This window comes from Rhodococcus sp. EPR-157, from assembly GCF_001647195.1.
GTDB lineage: Bacteria > Actinomycetota > Actinomycetes > Mycobacteriales > Mycobacteriaceae > Rhodococcoides.
In genome coordinates this window covers 1-20,939 of sequence record NZ_LVCV01000079.1, presented here as the reverse complement: position 1 = coordinate 20,939, position 20,939 = coordinate 1, and the positions used below count along the sequence as shown (strand labels likewise).

Genomic DNA, 20,939 nt, shown 5'->3' with positions numbered 1-20,939 from the left:
TCTCGGTGCCGCCGTGTTCGGGGTATGGCAAGGCGACGAAGAAGTCGTTCTCGGCGCGGTCGGCGAGTCGCCGATCGGCGTACCTGCCACGCCGAACATGCAACTTCGCGTCGGACAGCCGATGGAGCCGATGCTGTCGACGGCGCTCCTACAACTCGACGACGACGGAACATTGAGCCTCGACGAACCGATCGCCAGGTGGGTTCCCGATTTTCCGCGCGCGGAGCAGATCACACCACGGATGCTTGCCAACAGCACCAGCGGCATCTCCGACTATGTGACGAATCCCGATTTCTTGAAAACCTTCTACGCAAATCCGATCAAGGAATTCACGGCACAGGAGATTTTCGACCTGGCCAACGCCCGCCCGCCGCTATTCGAACCTGGCACCAACTTCGCCTACGCGCACAGCGATCTATGTCTGCTCGGCGTGGTGCTCGAAAAGGCATCGGGTGAACCGCTGGGCGAGCTGTTGAAGAATCGAGTCTTCACGCCGCTCGGAATGAGCGAGAGCAACGTGATGCTGACGCCCCAGATGGCCGATCCTGCCCTACACGGCTACACCAACGAGCGCGGCGTCTTCGAAGATTCGACCTTCTGGAATCCCACCGCATTTCTCAACAGTGGAAACCGGAACTCCACAGTTACCGACGTCGGGCGCTGGGTTCGCGCACTGGGAACCGGTGAACTACTGTCAGACAGCGCATTTCAAGAGATGATGGCACCCGAGACAGCCGGGCTCGGTCCACTCACCGACGAACGATTCTTCGCTTTCGGGACTGCCCACCTCGGCAGCTGGTTGTTCATGAACCCGTCCTTCGGCGGCTACAACGGTGTCGCTTTGTACGACACGGAATCGAAAACCACGATCGTCATCTACGCCACGCTCGGACCGACTGCGAATGCAAACACCAACAACACGGTTCCGATCGCCAGCGCTATCGGCGCACTCCTGTTGCCGGACAATCCGCCGAAGCTGTCCTGACCGGCACTTCGCGGCGGGGCAGGTCCTTGGGCGACGAATCCCGAACCCGCCAAGGACCTTGATTGCGACTTTTCGGACATCCGAGGCGATACGCTGACGACACGCCGAGCACGAGGAGGCCCCTATGTCGCAGCTCAGCGACGCGGAGGAGTCAGGTCGCCGAGCCGACCCGAACGGATTCGCCGAAGTCGACCAGAGATCGGCCGGGGAACGGGACGACGAGGTCAAGCCAGGGCGTCGGAAACGGCAATGGGCCGGGCTCGCTGCAGGACTACTGCTGGCGGTGCTCGTGTATGCGGTCATGCCCGCCGACGTCGACCACGCTGCGCGGTTGACTGCCGCAACCGCAGTACTCATGGGTATCTGGTGGATGACCGAGGCGGTACCGATTCCTGCAACAGCCCTGTTGCCACTCATCATCTTTCCTATCCTGGTTGACGACGTCGACATCAACGATGTGGGCGCTTCTTACGGCAACAACATCATCTTCTTGTTCATGGGCGGCTTCCTGCTGGCTCTGGCAATGCAACGGTGGAACCTTCACCGTCGGATAGCACTGCTGACCGTCAACGCGATGGGTACGAAGCCGACGATGGTGATCGCAGGGTTCATGATCGCGACCGGCTTCTTGTCGATGTGGGTGTCGAACACAGCCACCGCAGTCATGATGATCCCGATCGGTGTCTCGGTTCTGGTGTTGGTACTCGACATCGGGAAGAAGGCGGGGGCGGTTCCCGATGCTGGTGCTGATGCTGATGCTGATGCTGATGCTGATGCCACGATTACGGAGGCGGTGATCAAGAGCAACTTCGGTACCGCGATGATGCTCGGTATTGCCTATGCGGCGTCGATCGGATCGTTGGGGACGATCATCGGCACGCCTCCGAATACTTTGCTGGTGGGTTACCTCGAGGGTCAGGGCATCACGATCGGATTTCTCGAATGGATGATCGCGGGTGTACCACTCGCGGTGGTTCTGCTGTTCATAGCCTGGTTCTTGCTCACACATGTGCTGTTCAAACCCGAGATCGATGACATTCCGGGCGGAAAGCAGCTCATCAAAGGCGAATTGGATGCGCTGGGGAAGATGTCGCAGGGTGAGATCCGAGTGGCAATCATCTTCTGTCTCGCTGCTGCATCGTGGGTCGCGGTTCCGCTGATCTTCGACGCGCCACCGATCTCCGACACCGGAATCGCAATGACGGCAGCGCTTCTTCTGTTCCTGCTGCCCAGCGGAGGAAAGAAGGGTGTTCGCCTGATCGACTGGGAGACGGCCGTCAAACTGCCCTGGGGTGTCCTGCTCCTGTTCGGTGGAGGACTTGCACTGTCGGCGCAGTTCCAATCCAGCGGCCTGACCGACTGGATCGGGAGTGTCGCAGCGGGACTCGATACTATTCCCGTGGTCCTGCTGATCGTCGTGGCAACGACGGCAATCATCTTTCTGACCGAGATCACGAGCAATACAGCGACGGCAGCAACGTTCCTGCCCGTGGCCGGCGGGGTCGCGATGGGCATGGACATCGATCTGCTGGTGCTGACAATTCCCGTTGCGCTGGCAGCGACGTGTGCGTTCATGCTGCCGGTGGCAACGCCTCCCAACGCGGTCTCGTACGCCAGCGGTTACATCACCATTGGCCAGATGATGCGGGGTGGATTGTGGCTCAACCTGATTTCCATAGCTTTGATCACGCTGGCGGCCTACACCGTGTTCGCATGGTCGTTGGGCATCGAGTACTGACCCCGGATTCCTGAGCCGCCCAGTTTGCCTAGCGCATGGTCCACTCCTGCTCCTCGACGCCAGCTACAGGCGCTAGGAGGGACTCGACGACGTCTGCATACATGGTGAGTTTGATGTCGCCGAGAACACTGCCTCGTGTTCCGGTCAATTCCGTCGCACGTGCGATGGCATCGTCGAGTAGACGATCTTCCGCGGAGGCGGAATCGACCAGACCGAGGGTGGCGGCGTCGTCACCGCCGTATCGGCGTCCCGTGGTCAGTGCCTCGTGAAACGCCAGAGGTGTCAGCTTGGCAGCAACCAACCGCACTGTTCCTGGGCTGTAGCTGGCACCGATACTCACGCCGGGGAAGCACAGAAAGCCGCGGTCGGCTCGCATGACCCGGTAGTCGTGTGCCATGGCGAAAAACGCCGCGCCGCCGAATGTATGCCCTTGTAGTGCAGCGACTGTCTGCATCGGGAACGTCAGAACACGTGCCAGCAGCGACTGCACCGCGCCGATGAACAGGTTCACCTGGTCGAGGTTCTCAGCGCCCCAGGAGAGGTCGACACCGGTGGAGAAATACTTGCCTGTCGCCGTGGTAACCAGCGCCGCCGGCCCCGTCGCTGCCTCGACCTCGTCGAGAAGCGCTTCGACGTCGGCAACCCAGGCTGGTCCCATTCGATTCTCGCCATTGACTACATCTCGGTCCCCGAGGTTCAGCACGAATACGTCGGCAACACGGTCCACATAGGGCATGTCTCCAACGTACGCACACGTTCGTTGGCAGATGTACCAGTGTTCGAGGATTCCGCACTGCCTCGTCGACGAGGCAGTCGCAGGACCGACAGCGTTGCCGAGTGCGTGCTAGCGTCGGATCGCATGGACCCGAGGAGCTATACCTCCGGTGAGCGCGTGTTCGGCCCACCGAACGGAACGTTCGATGCAGATTGGGCCGCAACGGCTTTGCGATCGACGAGGCCGGAACTGGATCACCCGACATCGGTCCGACTGATGGAACGTGCGTGGGAGCTTCTGCGGTCCCGTGGACTACGAGATGAGACGCTGGCAAATGCACTCGATCTCGAGCCAGGACTTGCTTCTGCGGTGTCGGCGGTTGCCACCGAAACGGCCCAGCTCTACTTGGACCGCAACTAGCTCAACCGCACAGTGGCACCTGCATCCACTTCCCGCACGCCCCCAATCACGAACCGACTGCTTGACCGGCGACTGAATTATGCCGATTTCGTGCGCGTAACTATCCGTCACGGTTAATATATCGACTTCATCCAGGCGGATGACCCGTTCGAGTGCGCGCGGCAATCCCCTGGTCGGTGCTGTGCGGCGGCGTAGCTGACCGATTCGGCGGGGCAACGGGGGGAACGGCATGGTTTCGGACGTCATCGACTGCAGCATGGTCTTCGCACACGACGCCGATCAGGTATGCAGCGTCTTGAGCGCGGTCGAGTTGTACCCGCGATACTTCCCAGGGATCGAGGCGTGCGTCCTCCGCGACGGTGCCGTCGACGGCTACTGGTGCCGGGTCGGTGGTATCGACCACGCCGTACAACTCGTCGTGAACCGACGTCACCGCGCGATAGTCACAGTCGAACATGTCGACGCGGGCGGATTCGTCAGGTTCACCCTCACCGGGATCTCGGCCAACGAGACCAAGGTCGACGTCACCGTGTTCAAAGCGGGGCTCAGCGGCTCGTATGTACCCCAACCCGAACACAACAAAGCTGTGGTCGACTGGGTTCTCGGCGGTCTACGACGGCTCGGCGACGCCCTGGCCGGTACGCCGACCTCGATCGTGTCCAGCACCGGCGACTCCCGCTCCCTGCAACTGGCGATCGCGAAGACGATGATCAGCACCGGCGTCGTCCGTGCCGCCCGGCCCGACCGCGCCTACAAACAGCTCAGTTCACTGGCCAGGTGGGGATTCACGCTCGGAGGCGGATTCGCAGCAGCAGCGGCGAAGTCGCCGGACCAGATCGCTGTGATCGACGACCGCGGTACTCGGACTTTCGCCGAGATCCACCAACGATCACACCGAATCGCCGCAGGCTTGAGCGCATCCGGCATTCGTCCGGGCAGCACGATCGGGATCCTGGCACGCAACCACACGACGATGACCGAGTGCACCGTCGCATGCGGCATGCTCGGAGTCGAAGTCGTCCTCCTCAACACGGGCCTGGCGGCCCGTCAGATCGAGTCGATCGCGGCCCGCCAACACTTCGATGTGTTGTTCGTCGACGACGAATTCGACCCGATTGTCCGCTACCTCCCTGACGACGTCACACGCGTCAGTTTGTCTCCTCGCACTGTCATTCCCCATCGACGCACCCTCGAACACTTCGTGGCTCCGCCGTCCACTACCTTCGAACGGCCCGAGCGTCCCGGAACCGTCGTCGTGCTCACCTCCGGGACCAGCGGCTCTCCGAAAGGTGCGCTCCGCCCCACCCCTAGGGGCTTCGGCACCGTTGCAGCGATGCTGTCCCGAATGCCGCTCCAGATGAACGAGCGAATGTTGATCGCGGCACCGATGTTTCACAGCTGGGGCCTGGCAGCTTTGCAGATCAGCACTCCGCTGCGAGCAACGGTGGTGTTGCAGGATCGATTCGACCCGGAGGACTGCCTCCGGGCCATCGAAGCTCACCGGTGCACCTCGCTGATTGCCGTACCGATCATGCTGCAACGAATTCTCGACCTACCCGACTCGGTCCGATCCCGCTACGACACGTCGAGCTTGCGTGTCGTAGCGTGCAGCGGATCGGCACTCACCGGATCCACGGTCAACCGGTTCATGGATGTATTCGGCGACATTCTCTACAACTTCTACGGGTCCACCGAAGTCTCGTGGGCGACCATCGCTACCCCCGACGATCTACGTGCGTCACCCGCCACCGCGGGCCGACCGCCGCTGGGGACCACGGTCGCGATCCTCGCGGCCGACGGCAACGTCGTTCCGGTCGGAACGCTCGGTCGCATCTTCGTCGGCAACGACATGCTGTTCGACGGGTACACCAACGCCGATCCGCCGTCGACCGTTTCTGCCAAGGGTTCGGCCTTGATGGATACCGGGGATCTCGGTTACCTCGACTGCAACGGACGGCTCTTCGTGTGCGGCCGCGACGACGAGATGATCATCTCCGGAGGAGAAAACGTCTTTCCGGGACCTGTGGAGGATGCCATCGCCAACCTCCCGCAGGTAGGCGAGGTAGCAGTCGTCGGTGTGCCCGACAACGAGTACGGTCAACGCCTGGCGGCATTCGTCGTCGGCCGAGGATCCGCCGGCCTCGATGCAGAGATGGTCCGAGCGTACATTCGAAATCGTCTGAGCCGCTTCTCGGTTCCGCGTGACGTGACGTTCCTGGACGAACTCCCCCGAACTGCCACTGGCAAAGTCGTCAAGCGGCTGCTCGTCGAACCCACCCCGGCGGCGGGAACCTGAGCGGTCAGACTGCGGCGATGTCCGAGGGATGGGTGGTCAACGCGGTCACCTCGATGGTCATGTAAGGGAACAGCGGCAGATTCCACAGAATCTCATGCAGACGCTCGTTGTCCCGCACATCGAAGATGCTCAGGTTCGAATACTGGCCCACGAGCCGCCAGATACTCACCCATTCGCCGTCGCGCTGCAACTGCTGCGAGTACGCCTTCTCTCGCGCGAGAGTATCGGTTCGTACGTCCGAATCGAGATCCTGCGGCAGCGCAACATCCATTTTCACTGCAAACAGCATGTCTCTCAGGCCTTGTCGAGGACGAAGTCGTAGGTCACTTCCTGGCCACCGTCGACGTCGTGCGGGTCGAGGATGAGCTCGGGCTTGACGGCACTGGCGACGTCGTCGTCGTTGTGGGCGTCACCCGGGAAGTAGAGCTGGGTGGTGATCTGCTGATGGCCCACCGCTGCGACCTTGAGGTGCAGGTGCGCCGGACGCCACGGGTGCCAGCCGGCCGCCGAGATGAGGTTGCCGCACGCTCCGTCGGTCGGGATCTGGTACGGCGCAGGCTTCATCGTATGAATCCAGAACTGGCCCTGGTCATCTGTGGTCACCGTGCCGCGCAAATTCCAATCGGGAATTCCGGGTGCGAACTGCGAGTAGAAGCCGTCGGCGTCGGCATGCCAGATCTCGATAACGGCGTGCGGGAGCGGGGTACCGTCGACGCCGCGCACCTGCCCCTGGAACAGCAGCGGTGTGCCCTTCTCGCCGTCGCGGGTAGGCAGGATTGCCGCCGACCCGAGCTCGGGTGCGTCGGGGACGTAGTACGGACCCTCGATGGTGCCTTTACTGCCCTCGCGATTCTCACCCGCGACTTCCTCGACCACATGCTCGACCCAGACGTCGAGAAACAGCGGCCATTCGCCGGTCTGTCCGACGTTGATCAGCCACGCCTTGAGCGCATTGTACTCGTCGTAGGTGACCTTGTGTTCCCGCACGGTATCGTGGATCGCCGAAATCACCTGTCGAGCCAGGAGACTGACGCGCTCGGGCGGGGTATCAGCTGCGGCGTGCTTGTCGGAGGTGAACCGCTGGGTGGCGTTCGCGCCCGACGCGGCGGCGGTGGCCACCTCGGCGGACACATCTGTCGTTGCTGCGTGGTCGATACTCATGGTTTGACTCCTTGTGTTCGGGGTGAAAGTGGAGGACGCGAGCTAGGTGTCGATGCGGTATCTGGCGAGCTTGTCGGGGTCGATGTCGATACCATGACCCGAACCGCTACGGACGGTGAGTTCACCGCCGCGAATCTCGAGCGGTTCCGTCACGAGGTCGTCGCTCATGTCGAGAAAGTTGGAGAGCTCCCCGGCTCGACGCGACGTCAGATCGAACGCGGCACCGAAGGCTACTGTGCAGGCGGAGCCGAGTTGACTGTCGATCTGGTTGCCCATCACCACGTCCAAGCCCAAGCCTTCGCACAGATGATGGATGCGCATCGAGTCGGTGAAGCCGGTGCGCGCGGTCTTGATGCTCACAGCGGTGGCTGATCCGCCGAGGATTTCGCGCGTCACTTCGGCCGGGGTGGTGACCGATTCGTCGGCGACAAAGGGAACATCGAGTTGCTGGACGAGCCAGCGACGACCGAGAACGTCGTCGGCCGGGCACAGTTCCTCGGCGAGGGTCAGTCCGAGATCGGCCATCTCTTTCATGGCGCGTGCCGATTCGGCTGCAGTCCAGCCGCGATTGCCGTCGACGTAGAGTTCGATACCGTCACCGAGTCCTTCGCGGAGTGCGCGCACAACGGCAGTGTCCAGTGCTACGGGTCGGCGGCCGACCTTGATCTTGAAGACCTCGATTCCGTAGGTGTCGCGCATTCGGGCGGCTTCGTCGACCATCGCTGCGGGAGTGTCGAATCCGAGCATGTGACTGACCCGCATTCGGTCGGTGTATCCACCGAGCAATTCGGTGACAGGCACATCGAGGGTACGGCCGAGCGCGTCCCAGATGGCCATGTCGATCGCAGCCTTGGCCACCGGGTTTCCCACGGTGCGTGCCAGCCTGGAGCGAACCACTTCTCGATCGACCAGTGTCAGACCGAGAACGGCGGGTGCGAACAGGCTATCGATGACGGCGGCCATTCCGCGCTGGGTTTCGCCGTAGGTGAAGGGACGCGGCGGTGCGTCGGCAACGCCGACGATACCGTCGTCGGTATGCACGCGAACCAGCACGTGATCGGCCGCGTGCACCTCGCCACTGGCGAACTTCAACGGCTTGAGGTACGGGATGCGGTACGGGATCGCTTCGACTGCAACGATCTTCATAGAACTGCCTTTGGATCGGGTGACGGAGAATGTGTATCGGGACGAGGCAGAACCCCGGCTTCCTCGAGTGCGCCGACCAGGGCGTCGACGAGTGCCGACGGACGGTCGCGATGCCAGGCCAGCGCCAGATCGATGGTGCTCGCGCCGGCGATGTCGCGGAAGACGACCCCGGTGAGTTGGAGCGCACGAACGGATTCGGGAACGAGGGCAACCCCGAGTCCGGCAGCGACCAGTGCCAGCAACACAGACGTGTCCGGAGCCTCGTGCTCACGCCGCGGGCTGAAACCCGCTGCGCGGCAACTACGGATCACCGCCTCGTTGACCACTGAGTGCGAGTCCGCGTACATGACGAAGTCCTCGTAGGCGAGGTCTGCCATCTCGAGTGCGGCCTCGGCGGCGTACCGATGATCGACCGGCACCGCCAGCAAGAGAGATTCGGTGGTGATCGTGCGGATCACCAAGTCGTCACCAGCGACGGGCGGGCGTAGAACTGCCACGTCGAGCTGTTCCGAACGCAGCCCCTCGACCTGCGCGGGAGTGAGCAGATCCCCATGGATTTCGAGGGCGAGACCGGGTAGGCGTTGCTTGATCGCTCGGGCGATCGGCGGAAGCTGATCGAAGGCGGCGGTACCGGTGAACCCGATACGAACCAACCCGTAGCGCCCTTCTGCGATGCGTCGGACACCGTGGGTGCTGCGCTCGATGCTCTCCAGATTCCGCACGGTCTCTCGATAGAAGAACTCCCCTGCCGGCGTGAGGCTGACCTGCCGAGTGGTCCGGGTCAGCAGAGTGACGCCGAGCTCTGCCTCCAGTTGACGTACCGACTGGGAGAGAGCCGGCTGCGCCAGATGCAGACGCTTGGCTGCTTGGCCGAAGTGCCGGGTCTCCGCCACGGCCACGAATTGATACAGGTGCCGCAGCTCCATGGTGACCTTTCCGTTCGGTCGACATTCCTCTACCGAAGCACTTCGGCGTGACCCTGCCCACAGTAAGCCGTGAATCCATTGATGACAAAGACCTATTTCGTCCTTATCGATAAGCCACAGCGATCAATAGCCACCCAGGTCGGACCTAGGCAAAGCGCTGGTGTGACCGAAGCCACTCGCTGTCAGAGTCGGGGTCAGCCGCCACACGACTGCACTGCAGCGGAATCGAACGACAGCGAGGACACGACCATGACGGAAATCCTGGATCACGCACACGCCGCCATCGACGGCGCGGTGGTCGACGATGCCGACGCCGGCGTCTTTCGAGCCAATCGAAGCATCTTCACCGACGAGGAGATCTTCGAGTTGGAGATGAAGCACATCTTCGAGGGCAACTGGATCTACATCGCGCACGAGAGCCAGATTCCGAACAACGGCGACTACTTCACCGTGCACATGGGTCGTCAGCCCGTGGTCATCACCCGCGACAAGGACGGCGAGCTGCACTGCCTGATCAACGCCTGTGCACACCGCGGGGCGATGTTGTGCCGTCGAAAGACCGACAATCGCCCCACCCTCACGTGCCCGTTCCACGGCTGGACGTTTCGCAACGACGGAACGTTGCTGAAGGTCAAAGACCCCGAGGGGGCCGGCTACCCGGCTACGTTCGACGTCGACGGCTCGCACAACCTGACCAAGGTGCCCAGATTCGAGAGCTACCGAGGATTCCTGTTCGCGAGCCTGAGCGACGACGTTTCGACACTCGGCGAGCACCTCGGCGACACCACCAAGGTCATCGACATGCTCGTCGATCAGTCACCGGACGGCCTCGAGGTACTGCGGGGATCGTCGACCTACACGTTCGACGGCAACTGGAAGGTGCAGGCCGAGAACGGTGCCGACGGCTACCACGTCAGTGCGGTGCATTGGAACTACGCCGCGACCACCTCACGACGGAACAACGGCGAATCGAAGAACACCACCAAGGCTCTCGACGCGGGGGGTTGGGGCAAATCCGGTGGCGGCTACTGGTCCTACCCCAACGGGCATCTGTGCTTGTGGACGTGGGCCGCGAACCCCCAGGATCGTCCGCTGTGGGACCAGATGGACGCGCTGAAGAAGCAGTTCGGCGATGCCAAGGGCGAGTTCATGGTCAAGGGCTCGCGCAACCTGTGCCTCTACCCGAACGTCTACCTGATGGATCAGTTCAGCACCCAGATCCGGCACTTTCGTCCGATAGCCCCGGACAAGACCGAGGTCACCATCTACTGCATCGCGCCCAAGGGTGAATCGAAAGCTGCTCGCTCGCATCGAATTCGGCAATACGAGGACTTCTTCAACGCATCCGGCATGGCCACCCCGGACGATCTCGAGGAGTTCCGCTCTTGCCAGCTGACGTTCCAGGCCACCAATGCGCCCTGGAACGACATGAGCCGCGGTGCCGAGCACTGGCTGACCGGGCCGGATCCTGTGGCCGAGGCGCTGGACATGCACGGCGTGATCTCCGCGGGAGTCAAAAACGAGGACGAAGGCCTCTTCCCCGTACAGCACGGTTACTGGCGCACAACGCTGCTGGCTGCCATCGAGAAGACCGCCGCCGAGAAGACTGCCACCGAGAACCAGGTGAAATGACATGACCTCCACCGAAACCCGAATCACACAGAGCTCGATCGAGCAGTTCCTCTACCGCGAGGCCCGCTATCTGGACGATCGCGAGTTCGAACTCTGGCTCACCTGCTATGCCGACGACGTCGAATACTGGATGCCTTGCTGGGGCGACGACGATCAGCTCACCGAGGATCCACAGACCGACATCTCTCTGATCTACTACGAGAACAAGGGCGGCCTCGAGGACCGCGTGTTCCGCATCCGTACCGAGCGGTCCAGTGCCACTTCGATTCCCGAACCACGCACAAGCCACAACATCAGCAACGTCGAGGTCATCGAGCGCCGCGGCGATCTCGTCGATGTCCGGTTCAACTGGCACACGATGTACTTCCGGTACAAGACGATCGATCCGTACTACGGTACGTCCTTCTACACGATCGATTTCTCGGGCGAATCACCGTTGATCCGCCGCAAGACCGTCGTGCTCAAGAACGACTACATCCATCACGTTGTCGACATCTATCACTTCTGATCGCGAAAGGAGAACCCTCGTGAGCCATTCCGTCGCACTGTCCTTCGAGGACGGCGTCACACGATTCGTCAGCTGTTCCGACGGCCAGACAGTCGCCGACGCCGCCTACCGGTCGCGAATCAACATTCCCCTCGACTGCCGGGACGGGGCGTGCGGAACATGCAAGGCACTGTGCGAATCCGGCGACTTCGACGCTGGGACCTACCTCGAGGACGCGCTGAGCGTCGGCGAGTCCGAGCAGGGCTACTGCCTGCCGTGCAGCATGACTCCGAAGTCCGACCTCGTACTCCAGATCGCCAGCACCTCCGCGGTTGCGAAAACCCGAGCGGCGACGCACGAAAGCGTGGTCACGGCAGTCGATCGACTTTCTCCGACGACGGTCCGCCTGGCCGTCGAGGCACCACAGGTCGGCGAACCAACCTTCCTGCCCGGCCAGTACGTCAACATCACCGTGCCCGGATCGGAGCAGACGCGGTCGTATTCGTTCAGCTGCGTGTCCGGATCGGACGAGCTCGAATTTCTGGTCAAACTCACCCCGGGCGGGTCGATGTCGACCTACCTCGCCGACGTCGCAGCCGTCGGGGACAAGATCTCGTTCACCGGACCGCACGGCAGTTTCTTCCTTCGGGAAGCACAACGGCCCGCGCTGCTGTTGGCAGGCGGTACCGGGCTGGCTCCCATCCTGTCGATCCTGCGCACCCTTGCAGCCGAGTCATCCTCACGCCCAGTTCATCTGGTATACGGGGCGAGCACCGACGAGGACGTCGTGTTACTCGACGAACTGACCGAACTCGCCTCGCAGCTCGACATGTTCACTTGGGATCACTGCGTGTCGGATCCGACGAGTACAGCCGCGAACAAGGGCTACGTAACCTCGCTGCTGAGCGAGGAGCATCTGCACGGCGGCGATGTTGCTGTCTACCTGTGCGGTCCACCCCCGATGGTCGAAGCCGTGCGGTCGCACTTCGCCGAGTCGGGGATCGAACCTACCGGCTTCTACTACGAGAAGTTCGCGCCGTCGGCTCCGGCCATCAACCGCCCTGCTCCGCGCAGTGAGCCTGAAACCATGGTTGCCGAAACCGTCATTGCCGAGCCGGTGACAGCCCAGGTCGCCGTTCCCGCGGAACCAGAACTCCTCTCCGGCGACGAGTCGACCTCGGACGCTCGCTCCCTGTGCGGCCGAACAGTATACGACACTCGTGCCGAGAAGTCCCTGCACGCGGTCAACGCGGCTTCGGCGAGGGACGAGGCGAATGCGATGAGCGCGATCGCGGGGCAACGCATCTGGCCTGCCCACGGTGTCGAGCCGTTGATCGATCACGTCGAACCGATCTCGAACGCCGTCGACTACGAGATCGGCGAAGAACATCCCTCGGTGTACGAGTCCGACGCGGTCTTCGAAGCCCGGCGCGCATTGGAACTCGGCGCCCTGGAGTTGGTTATCGGCCGGCTCACGTCACAGCAGATCGCGGGCTACCGTCTGCTGGCCGACGCCACAACCCGCTACGTGGACGGCGACCGCTTCGTCGACGCCGGCGCGTACACCGAAACCAATGCTGCGTTCCACGACTACCTGTTCATCCAGACACGCAACGAGCATCTGCTGCAGGCGTATCGGGCCCTCGGAGTGGAGGCCGCAATGGAGGATGTGCTCCGCAATGCGACGTGGTGCGATCCGTTGTGCGCACAGGATCACCTGGACATCGTCGACGCCTTCGAGGCCGGCGACCGGGATCGTGCCCGTACGTTGATCGCCGATCACGCGGACCGGTCCAAGACCACGATGAAGCGCGCCATGCACGATTCCGCTGTGAACAAGCGTCCGAAGTTCGTCAGTCCGGGCCGCTTCACCGGCAAGGTCGTGCTGATCACCGGCGCGGCCCAGGGCATCGGAGAATCTGTCGCTCGCAGAATCGCTGCGGAGGGCGGCGCGCTGATGCTCGCGGATCGATCCGAACTCGTCGAGGAGCTGAGCGAGGAACTGACGCGCGACGGCTCCGAATCAGGCAGCGTGCTGGCCGATCTGGAGACCTGGGCGGGGGCGTCGGCCGCAGTGGACGCGGCGCTCGCCACGCACGGACGGGTCGACATCTCCATCCATGTGGTGGGCGGGACCATTTGGGCGAAGCCGTTCGCGGAGTACGCGCCGGAACAGGTCGAGAAGGAGATCTCGCGCTCGCTGTTTCCCACGTTGTGGTCGTGTCGCGCGGTGATCCCGCACATGATCTCGCAGGGAGCCGGAACCATCGTCAACGTGTCCTCGGTGGCGACCCGCGGAGTACACCGCGTGCCCTACGCAGCAGCCAAGGGTGGAGTCAATGCCATCACCTCGGCGCTCGCCCTCGAAGCTGCTCCCCACGGCGTTCGGGTGGTCCCCACCGCGCCGGGAGGAACGGAGGCACCACCGCGCCGAGTCGCTCGCGGACCGGCGCCGTCCACCGATCAGGAGCAGCAGTGGTACCAGGCCATCGTCGACCAGACCGTCGACTCGTCCCTGCTCAAACGCTACGGGACACTGGACGAGCAGGCCGCAGCTATCTGCTTCCTGGCCTCCGACGAGGCGTCGTACATCACCGGCACCGTGCTGCCCGTCGCCGGCGGCGACCCGGGCTGAGTGCGCGCGATGTCGGTTCGATCGCCGGACGTACCCGCACGTCACCGATACGGTGAGCTGATGTCCTCCTCGCCTCTGATTGCTCGCGGCGAGCTGCTCGATGCGCTGGTGAGTGCGGTGCACGACGCCGCCGAGCGGTCGACGTTCATCGTCGTCGACGGGGCGGCGGGGGTCGGGAAGACGGCCGTACTGCGAGAACTGGCCGCACACCTGGACTCGTCCGAGCCTCGGACATCCCTCCGGCGAGTCTCCGCTGTCCCATGGGAGACGAACCGGCCATGGGAGATCGCTCGTCAGTGCTTTCCAGCAATCGACACCTCCGATGCGGAGAGCCTGCCGGAGCGGATCGCCGAAAGCTTTGCTCCAGCCACGCTCACCGCCGTGTTCATCGACGACGCACAGGACTCCGACGCGGATTCGCTTCGAGCTCTCGCCTCGACGGTTCGTCGCTACCGCGAATCCAAGATTGCCGTCGTCTGCACGCGCCGGATCCTACCCGCGGGAAACATCGACTCGCACGACGTTCTCGATCGCGCGGCCGATACCCGGTTCGTCGTCGAGCCGCTGCAGAACGACCACGTTGCGGGACTCGCTGCTATACAGGGCGTCATCCTCTCCCCCTCGTCGGCGGCACACCTGACAGCGCACACCGGCGGGCGACCGAAACAGGTGTTGGCGCTGCTGCGCGAACTGCCCTCCCACATGTGGACGGGCGTGCGTCCCGAACTACCGGCGCCTGAGTATGTGCAAGCCGCCGTTCGAGCGGCGCTGAGCGAGAGTTCCGCCGACACCGTCCGACTGGTGCGCGCCGTGGCGGTGCTCGACGGTGCTCGACCGCTCGCGACGGCATGCGCGGTGGCAGAGATCGACGTTCCCTATCCTGCAGTCGATCCGGCGGAAGCACTGGGTTTGGTCGTCGTGCGTCGCCGATCGGGTATCACCCTGCTCGAATGTCCGGACGGAATGATTCGCGCGGCCGTGCTGGCCACCATGAGCAGAACCTGCGTCGCCGACGTCCACAGGGCTGCAGCCGAAGCCGAAGCAGACCCCGCCGATCGACTGGCGCACCGAGCAGAGGCGACACCTCTACCCGAACAACACATGGCCGACGAACTCGAAACCCTTGCGGCCGAGTGCGCACGGACCGGCGAATGGGCCAATGCTGCGAGACTCTTCATGCTCTCCAGCAGGGCGTCCAGCAAACCCGGCCTGCGCGAGGATCGACTCGTGCGCGGCGTCGACGCTCTGATCGGAGCCGGTGATGTCCGCGGAGCCTCGGACTACATCGCCGAGATCGAGAGTCTGCACGAAACACCCAGTCGCAACGCTGTTCTTGGATATCTGGCCATTCTGCGAGGTCGCCCCCAGGAGGCCGACGCCCGATTGACCCGGGCATGGCAGCTTGTCCGCACCCGCCACGAACACGACGTCGCGGCCGTCATCTGCCATCGCCAAGTACTACACAACCTCGCCCGCTGCGACGGGCATTCCCTCGTTCTCTGGGCCGATCGGGCCGTCGAACTCGTCGGCGCCGATCATCCGACGGCGGTCGAGGCGCAAGCAATTCGAGGGCTCGGTCTAGCAGGCACCGGTCGGGTTTCCGAGGCACTGGCCAGTTACGACGACCTGTGGGGACATGCCGGTACCGGTGCCGTGGGGCAACGGGTCCAGATGGGCGCGGGATGGCTGCACCTGGCCACCGACTCCGTAGAGCTGGCGCGGGCCGAACTCGAAGCCGCGGCACCGACGGACTTCCTCGGCGGCTCCACCCGGATTGCGCTGTGGGCGAACGCGTGGCTGGCACGCACCTACTTCGTCACCGGTGAGTGGGACGCCGCGTTGCGGATCGTCGGACTCTCCTCCGACCTGGCGGACAGTTCTGGCGCGGCCCTGATCGTCCCGCTTCTGCAATGGACGGCGATGCAGATCCATGCTCTGCGGGGTGACTGGGACGCAGCCGCGTCGAGCTCGCGTCGGGGCGATTCCGGCGCCCGAGACTACGAAATCATGCGTATTCCGACGGCTTTGGGTCGTGCTGCGATCGCCGAAGCACGAGCCGACTATGCCGGTGTTCTGCGTGCGTTGAGTCCACTCACGGCGCAATGGGCACAGGCGGACGTCTCCGAGCCGGGCTTCTGGGCGTGGCCGGATGTGTACGCCAACGCCCTCGTCGTGGAGGGCAGGCTCGACGAGGCCGATGCTTTCCTGGCACCTCATGAAGCCCGAGTGGCCGAGCGCGGCCACCGATCCGCGCACGCACGTTTGGCCTGTGCACGGGGCAGATGGCACGGCGCAACCGGCGATTTGGTCTCTGCTCGAGCTTCTTTCGAAGATGCGCTCGATTCGCTCGTACCCCTGCCCCTGGTGTACGACCGTGCCCGCGTGAACTATGCGTACGGCCAAACACTGCGGCGTGCAGGCAAGCGACGCGAGGCCGATGTGGTGATCTCCGCGGCACGCGAAGACTACCTGTCCCTCGGCGCAACGACGTACGTCAGGCGGTGCGATCGAGAGCTGAAAGCAGGCGGAGTCCACGCGACCCTCAAGGACAGACCGCACAACGCATTGACCCCACAGGAGGACGCGGTGTCCAGCCTCGTCGCCACGGGCCTGAGCAATCGAGAAGTGGCCGCGGAGCTGTTTCTGTCGGTGAAGACCGTGCAGTTTCACCTCACCCGTGTCTACGCCAAGCTCGGCGTTCGTTCCCGTTCCGAGCTGGCCGCGGCCCGTGCGACCGAAACTACGCCATCCTGACTGTGCTCCAACAATTTTCGCCGACCACCCTGGGTCGTTCCTAGGTAAAGCGCCAGTGTGACTCAGCACACATCCAGACACACTTCTCGTAACGCACCGATCGTGCGCAGCACTCGCCCGCCTTCACGGGCTCCCTCTACCGAAGGACAGTCGATGCCCTCACCGACAATTCCGACGCCCCGCAGCACGGCCCCCGGGGCCTGGGCCAGCGGGCGTCACCGACGCAGCGTCATCTGGATCGTCGCACTTTCCACTGCAGCAATCATTTTCGACGGATACGATCTGGTTGTCTACGGAACCGTTCTCCCGACGCTGCTGGCCGATTCGACCCAACTGGGTGCTCTCGGTCCCGAGCAGGCGGGTGCCCTCGGCTCCTACGCCCTGATCGGAGTCATGGTAGGCGCGTTGACGGCCGGTGCCTTCGGTGATCGGATCGGCCGTCGGCGCACGATGCTGACGTGCATCGTCTGGTTCTCGGTCGGCATGGCTGCCACCGCGTTGGCCCAGAACATCACCACGTTCGGAATTCTCCGGTTCGTCACTGGAATCGGCGTCGGCGGGCTCGTCGCCACGGTCGGTGCGATGATCGCCGAGTTCGCACCGCCCGGTCGCCGAAATCTGTTCAACGCCATCGTCTACAGCGGCATTCCGGCCGGTGGTGTCCTGGCGTCCCTGGCCGCTATTGCCCTGCAGGACACCATCGGCTGGCGTGGCCTGTTCTGGATCGGCGCGCTGCCCCTGGTGATCCTGTTACCCCTCGCACTGCTACGCATGCCCGAATCCCCGCGTTGGCTACTCGCGCGCGGCCGCGACGCCGATGCTCGGGATGTCTGCGCCAAGACGGGCATCCCAATGCCCGAGGCAGAACCCGTCGTTGCGGGTGACCGTGTCGGATTCGCTGCACTAGCCCGCACACCGCTGCGTCGACCGACCGCTCTGCTGGGCTTGATGAGCTTCTCCGGCCTGCTGCTCACCTACGGGCTCAACACCTGGCTCCCGCAGATCATGTCCGAGGCCGGATACAACGCCAAAGGATCACTGTCGTTTCTGTTGGTTCTCAACGGCGGAGCCATCATCGGCGGATTGATCGCGTCACGGGTCGCCGATCGAACGGGACCGCAACGCGTGATAGCGGTCACCTTCTGTCTTGCAGCACTGTCGTTGGTGTTGTTGACGTTGAGCTTCCCGCTCGGCGTGCTGCTCGTCGCGGTGGCCGGTGCCGGCATCGGCGCGATCGGCACCCAGGTGCTGATCTACGGCTTCGTCTCGAACTACTACCCCACCACCGCTCGCGCAGCAGGCGTCGCGTGGTGCGCCGGCTTCGGGCGCCTCGGCGGCATTCTCGGGCCGCTGCTCGGCGGGTTCCTGCTCGGTGCCGGAATCGCGTCCTCGCAGGCGTTCTACATCTTCGCTGTCGTTGCCCTGCTCGGGGCCCTGGTGACCACTGCGGTGCCTGCCCTGCGAGCGATCCGCAGCACCGACGAGGCCCGTATCGAAGCCGACGAAGCTCCGGTGAAAGTGACCGAATGACAGGGGTCGACGAGCGCTCGGCGGGAGTGGTCAAGCACGTTCCCCGGCCGCCGAGTCTGCGCGAACTGCGCGCAGATTTCGGCGGTCGGTACCTCGGTGCCGGAGCAACCGGAGTGCTGTTCTCGGCAACCGGACCGGTGGCGGTGATCATGGGTGCGGCGGCGGCCGGCTCACTCGGTGCGCAGCAGACGGCATCGTGGATCTTCGGGGTCTTCGTACTGAACGGGATCCTGACGCTCGCCGCGAGTTGGGCCTACCGAATGCCGCTAGCATTCTTCTGGACCATTCCAGGGACGGTTCTGGTCGGAGAATCCTTGACCACCCTGTCCTGGGCCGAGGTGGTCGGGTCCTATCTTGTGACCGGTGTGCTGATCATCGTGCTCGGCGCCACCGGTCTCGTCGCGAAGCTGATGGCGTGCCTCCCCCACAGCGTCGTGATGGCCATGGTTGCCGGAGCGTTCCTGTCGTTCGGAACCTCACTCGTGCAGGCGGTATCGAGTGATATCGCGGTTGCAGGCGTCATGGTTGCTGCCTGGGTCGCCCTGACCCGGTCGGGTACCTGGTCGATCAGGGTGCCACCGGTGTTGGCCGCGCTTGTGGCAGGTCTCGCGGCGCTGGCAATGACGGGTGGCTTCGGCGTGGTGACGGGACCGGCCGCGCAGCTACCCGTGATCGGATGGCCCGATCTCGTCGCGCCGGTGTTCAGTTGGGCCGCCGTATCGCAGTTGGTGGTACCGCTCGCCATCACCGTGGTGGCCGTCCAGAACGGTCAGGGCGCGGCTGTACTCGGCGCGGCTGGACATCGAGCGCCGACGACCCTCGTCACCGTCGCCTGCGGGGTGTGGTCGCTGCTCGCTGCGCCGTTCGGCGCAGTGTCCACATGTCTGGCCGGTCCAACCAATGCACTACTAGTTGCAGTCGGCGAGCGCAAGCGGCAGTACATCGCGGGCATGACGTGCGGTGCGATCGCCATCGTGGTGGGTGCGCTCGCACCGCTGCTGGTGCGGGGCCTCGCTGTGGTCCCAACGACATTCATTGCTGCGCTGGCGGGACTGGCGATGCTCGACGCCTTACGCGGGGCATTTTCAGCAGCGTTCGTCGCCGTCGAGCGGCCGGTACTTGCACCCCTGATCACCTTGCTGGTGACCGTTGCCGGTTTCGACGCCGCAGGTCTCGGTTCGCCGTTCTGGGGATTGATCGCCGGGGTAGCGGCGACGTACCTTCTAGACCGACGGCGCTGATGACGTTTCGGCAGTACAGACGTCGGCAACGACATCGCCGACGCGATCCGGCAGGGTATCGATCCCGGGCAGATCAAGCTCGTGGTGCCAGGTGACGCCGAGAGACCGATCATCACCGTCAACACCAACCCCCGCGCGGGAACATTTACCGTGGCATTGATGCAGCGTGTTGCCACCGAGGCACTCGCGCAGGCCAATTCGCGGGCTGGGTCCACGCTCGGGGCATTGGTCGGGTCATGCGCCTTCGAACTCCACGACAGTCTTGCTCATCGGCAGTTCGTCCTTTCGAACACCTTCGTCGGACGGGTCGACCGGTACTGCGTCCACTGCGGGGTCGAGTGCCATCAACTGATCGAGGGCTGGGCCGTCACCGGTGAGGACGAACTCGTCGAATACGTAGGGAAGACCGTCTGCGACGAGAGCCGATGGCTGGTTCATCAACTGGAAATGGAGGTGCGGGCCAGTCGAGCTACCCGAGTTTCCGGTCCGCCCGATATCCTGGCCTGTCGTTACCTTGTCTCCCACAGCGACTGCGACACTCCCTGGTCGCAGATGTGCGTAGAACGCGTAGACATCGTCCGACAGTTTCAAGATGACGTGGTTGCCGTCGGCCTCCTCGATCGTCACCGGCCGCGGTGCCGTAAGGCTTTGATCCTGGAAGTCGTTGGCAACTTCCACGACTTCGGCGTCCGCCACCGCCAATACGGGCTGATCGTAGGTGAACCAATCCGCGTTCTCGGTCGGGTCACCCCCGACGAGAAGATTTCCGTCACCTAGGCGGTTGAAGTCGATTGCGAATCGCTGCGCGACCCACAGTGAGTTGTCGATCGGTTGGGCTGTTCGCCGATGAGGACCGTCGCAGCAGCTCCCCACCGCCATCCATCCTGCCCCTGCCAGCGGTGGGCCGATCGAAATCGGGCCGGTTCGATCGACATCCGCCTCGGCGCCGTCGTAAGTGATCGATTCCGGCACCGGCAATCCCGGCGGCACCGACACTGTGACACGGTGTTCGACCCGTTCCGGAATGTCCCGTACATCGTCGAATTCGACATCCATCCACAGCACACCCACAGTCGACGGTTCCAAGGTGTCGGTCGGACCGGCTCCTCCGACCAACAAAGACATCGCGGAGGTCACCCCATTCTCATCCATTGACGCGAGGACGCCTCCACCGTCGGCGTCGAGCACCTCGACTCCGGTGACTGTGGCCGCGATGGGAAAGCCATTTATCAGTTGCACCTCGTACACCAGGTGAACACGACCGTCGGATCCG

16 protein-coding genes are annotated in these 20,939 nt (G+C 63.6%); 10 read left to right on the top strand and 6 right to left on the bottom strand.

Going from position 1 to position 20,939, the window contains the following annotated elements:
• Nucleotides 1-985: serine hydrolase domain-containing protein (locus tag A2J03_RS03295; RefSeq protein WP_197480603.1), on the top strand; the 985-nt coding region annotated here is incomplete at its 5' end.
• A gap of 124 nt (nucleotides 986-1,109) precedes the next feature.
• Nucleotides 1,110-2,723: an SLC13 family permease gene (locus A2J03_RS03290; protein WP_068369633.1), complete on the top strand. Its 1,614-nt coding sequence runs from the start codon at nucleotides 1,110-1,112 to the stop codon at nucleotides 2,721-2,723.
• Between the two features lie 28 nt (nucleotides 2,724-2,751).
• Here the strand turns inward: A2J03_RS03290 and A2J03_RS03285 are convergent, their stop codons facing one another.
• Nucleotides 2,752-3,459, bottom strand: a complete 708-nt coding sequence (locus A2J03_RS03285; RefSeq protein WP_068369632.1) for an enoyl-CoA hydratase-related protein — start codon at nucleotides 3,457-3,459, stop codon at nucleotides 2,752-2,754.
• A gap of 123 nt (nucleotides 3,460-3,582) precedes the next feature.
• Here A2J03_RS03285 and A2J03_RS03280 point away from each other — a divergent pair, with 123 nt between their 5' ends.
• Nucleotides 3,583-3,858 carry a hypothetical protein gene (locus A2J03_RS03280; protein ID WP_068369638.1) on the top strand — a complete coding sequence of 92 codons (276 nt, stop codon included), beginning with the start codon at nucleotides 3,583-3,585 and terminating at the stop codon, nucleotides 3,856-3,858.
• 229 nt (nucleotides 3,859-4,087) lie between these two features.
• Nucleotides 4,088-6,154, top strand: coding sequence for an AMP-binding protein (locus A2J03_RS03275; RefSeq protein ID WP_068369630.1), 2,067 nt, complete (start codon nucleotides 4,088-4,090; stop codon nucleotides 6,152-6,154).
• Between the two features lie 4 nt (nucleotides 6,155-6,158).
• Here A2J03_RS03275 and catC read toward each other — a convergent pair whose 3' ends face one another.
• Genes catC through A2J03_RS03255 form a run of 4 tightly spaced genes read right to left on the bottom strand, consistent with a single transcriptional unit; the run spans nucleotide 6,159 to nucleotide 9,387 of the window.
• Nucleotides 6,159-6,443 (bottom strand): muconolactone Delta-isomerase, encoded by a 285-nt coding sequence (gene catC, locus A2J03_RS03270; RefSeq protein WP_068369628.1) that lies wholly within the window; start codon nucleotides 6,441-6,443, stop codon nucleotides 6,159-6,161.
• 5 nt (nucleotides 6,444-6,448) lie between these two features.
• Nucleotides 6,449-7,315, bottom strand: coding sequence for a catechol 1,2-dioxygenase (catA, locus tag A2J03_RS03265; protein WP_068369626.1), 867 nt, complete (start codon nucleotides 7,313-7,315; stop codon nucleotides 6,449-6,451).
• A gap of 42 nt (nucleotides 7,316-7,357) precedes the next feature.
• A complete protein-coding gene (locus A2J03_RS03260; protein WP_068369624.1) occupies nucleotides 7,358-8,461 on the bottom strand; it encodes a mandelate racemase/muconate lactonizing enzyme family protein in 1,104 nt (367 codons plus the stop codon).
• Entirely contained in the window at nucleotides 8,458-9,387 is a 930-nt protein-coding gene (locus A2J03_RS03255) for a LysR family transcriptional regulator (RefSeq protein ID WP_068369616.1), read from the bottom strand. The genes A2J03_RS03260 and A2J03_RS03255 overlap by 4 nt, the downstream gene beginning before the upstream one ends.
• 249 nt (nucleotides 9,388-9,636) lie before the next feature.
• On the opposite strand from A2J03_RS03255, the gene benA reads away from it, so the two are divergent.
• The 6 genes from benA to A2J03_RS03225 all read left to right on the top strand — a co-directional run bounded on the left by benA (nucleotide 9,637) and on the right by A2J03_RS03225 (nucleotide 19,666).
• Complete coding sequence (benA, locus tag A2J03_RS03250; protein ID WP_068369613.1) at nucleotides 9,637-11,019, top strand: benzoate 1,2-dioxygenase large subunit; 1,383 nt, start codon at nucleotides 9,637-9,639, stop codon at nucleotides 11,017-11,019.
• Between the two features lies 1 nt (nucleotide 11,020).
• Complete coding sequence (gene benB / locus A2J03_RS03245; RefSeq protein WP_068369610.1) at nucleotides 11,021-11,527, top strand: benzoate 1,2-dioxygenase small subunit; 507 nt, start codon at nucleotides 11,021-11,023, stop codon at nucleotides 11,525-11,527.
• On the top strand, nucleotides 11,499-14,141 hold the full coding sequence (benC, locus tag A2J03_RS03240) for a benzoate 1,2-dioxygenase electron transfer component BenC (RefSeq protein ID WP_197480604.1): 2,643 nt from the start codon (nucleotides 11,499-11,501) through the stop codon (nucleotides 14,139-14,141). The genes benB and benC overlap by 29 nt, the downstream gene beginning before the upstream one ends.
• A gap of 60 nt (nucleotides 14,142-14,201) precedes the next feature.
• The gene (locus A2J03_RS03235; RefSeq protein WP_156520172.1) at nucleotides 14,202-16,895 is read left to right on the top strand and encodes a helix-turn-helix domain-containing protein; all 2,694 of its coding nucleotides are present in this window, start codon (nucleotides 14,202-14,204) and stop codon (nucleotides 16,893-16,895) included.
• A 153-nt stretch (nucleotides 16,896-17,048) separates the two neighbouring features.
• On the top strand, nucleotides 17,049-18,425 hold the full coding sequence (locus tag A2J03_RS03230; protein WP_068369605.1) for an MFS transporter: 1,377 nt from the start codon (nucleotides 17,049-17,051) through the stop codon (nucleotides 18,423-18,425).
• On the top strand, nucleotides 18,422-19,666 hold the full coding sequence (locus A2J03_RS03225; RefSeq protein WP_068369603.1) for a benzoate/H(+) symporter BenE family transporter: 1,245 nt from the start codon (nucleotides 18,422-18,424) through the stop codon (nucleotides 19,664-19,666). Before A2J03_RS03230 ends, A2J03_RS03225 begins: the two co-directional genes overlap by 4 nt.
• Before the next feature lie 234 nt (nucleotides 19,667-19,900).
• Here A2J03_RS03225 and A2J03_RS03220 read toward each other — a convergent pair.
• Nucleotides 19,901-20,939: M23 family metallopeptidase (locus tag A2J03_RS03220; protein WP_068369600.1), on the bottom strand; the 1,039-nt coding region annotated here is incomplete at its 5' end.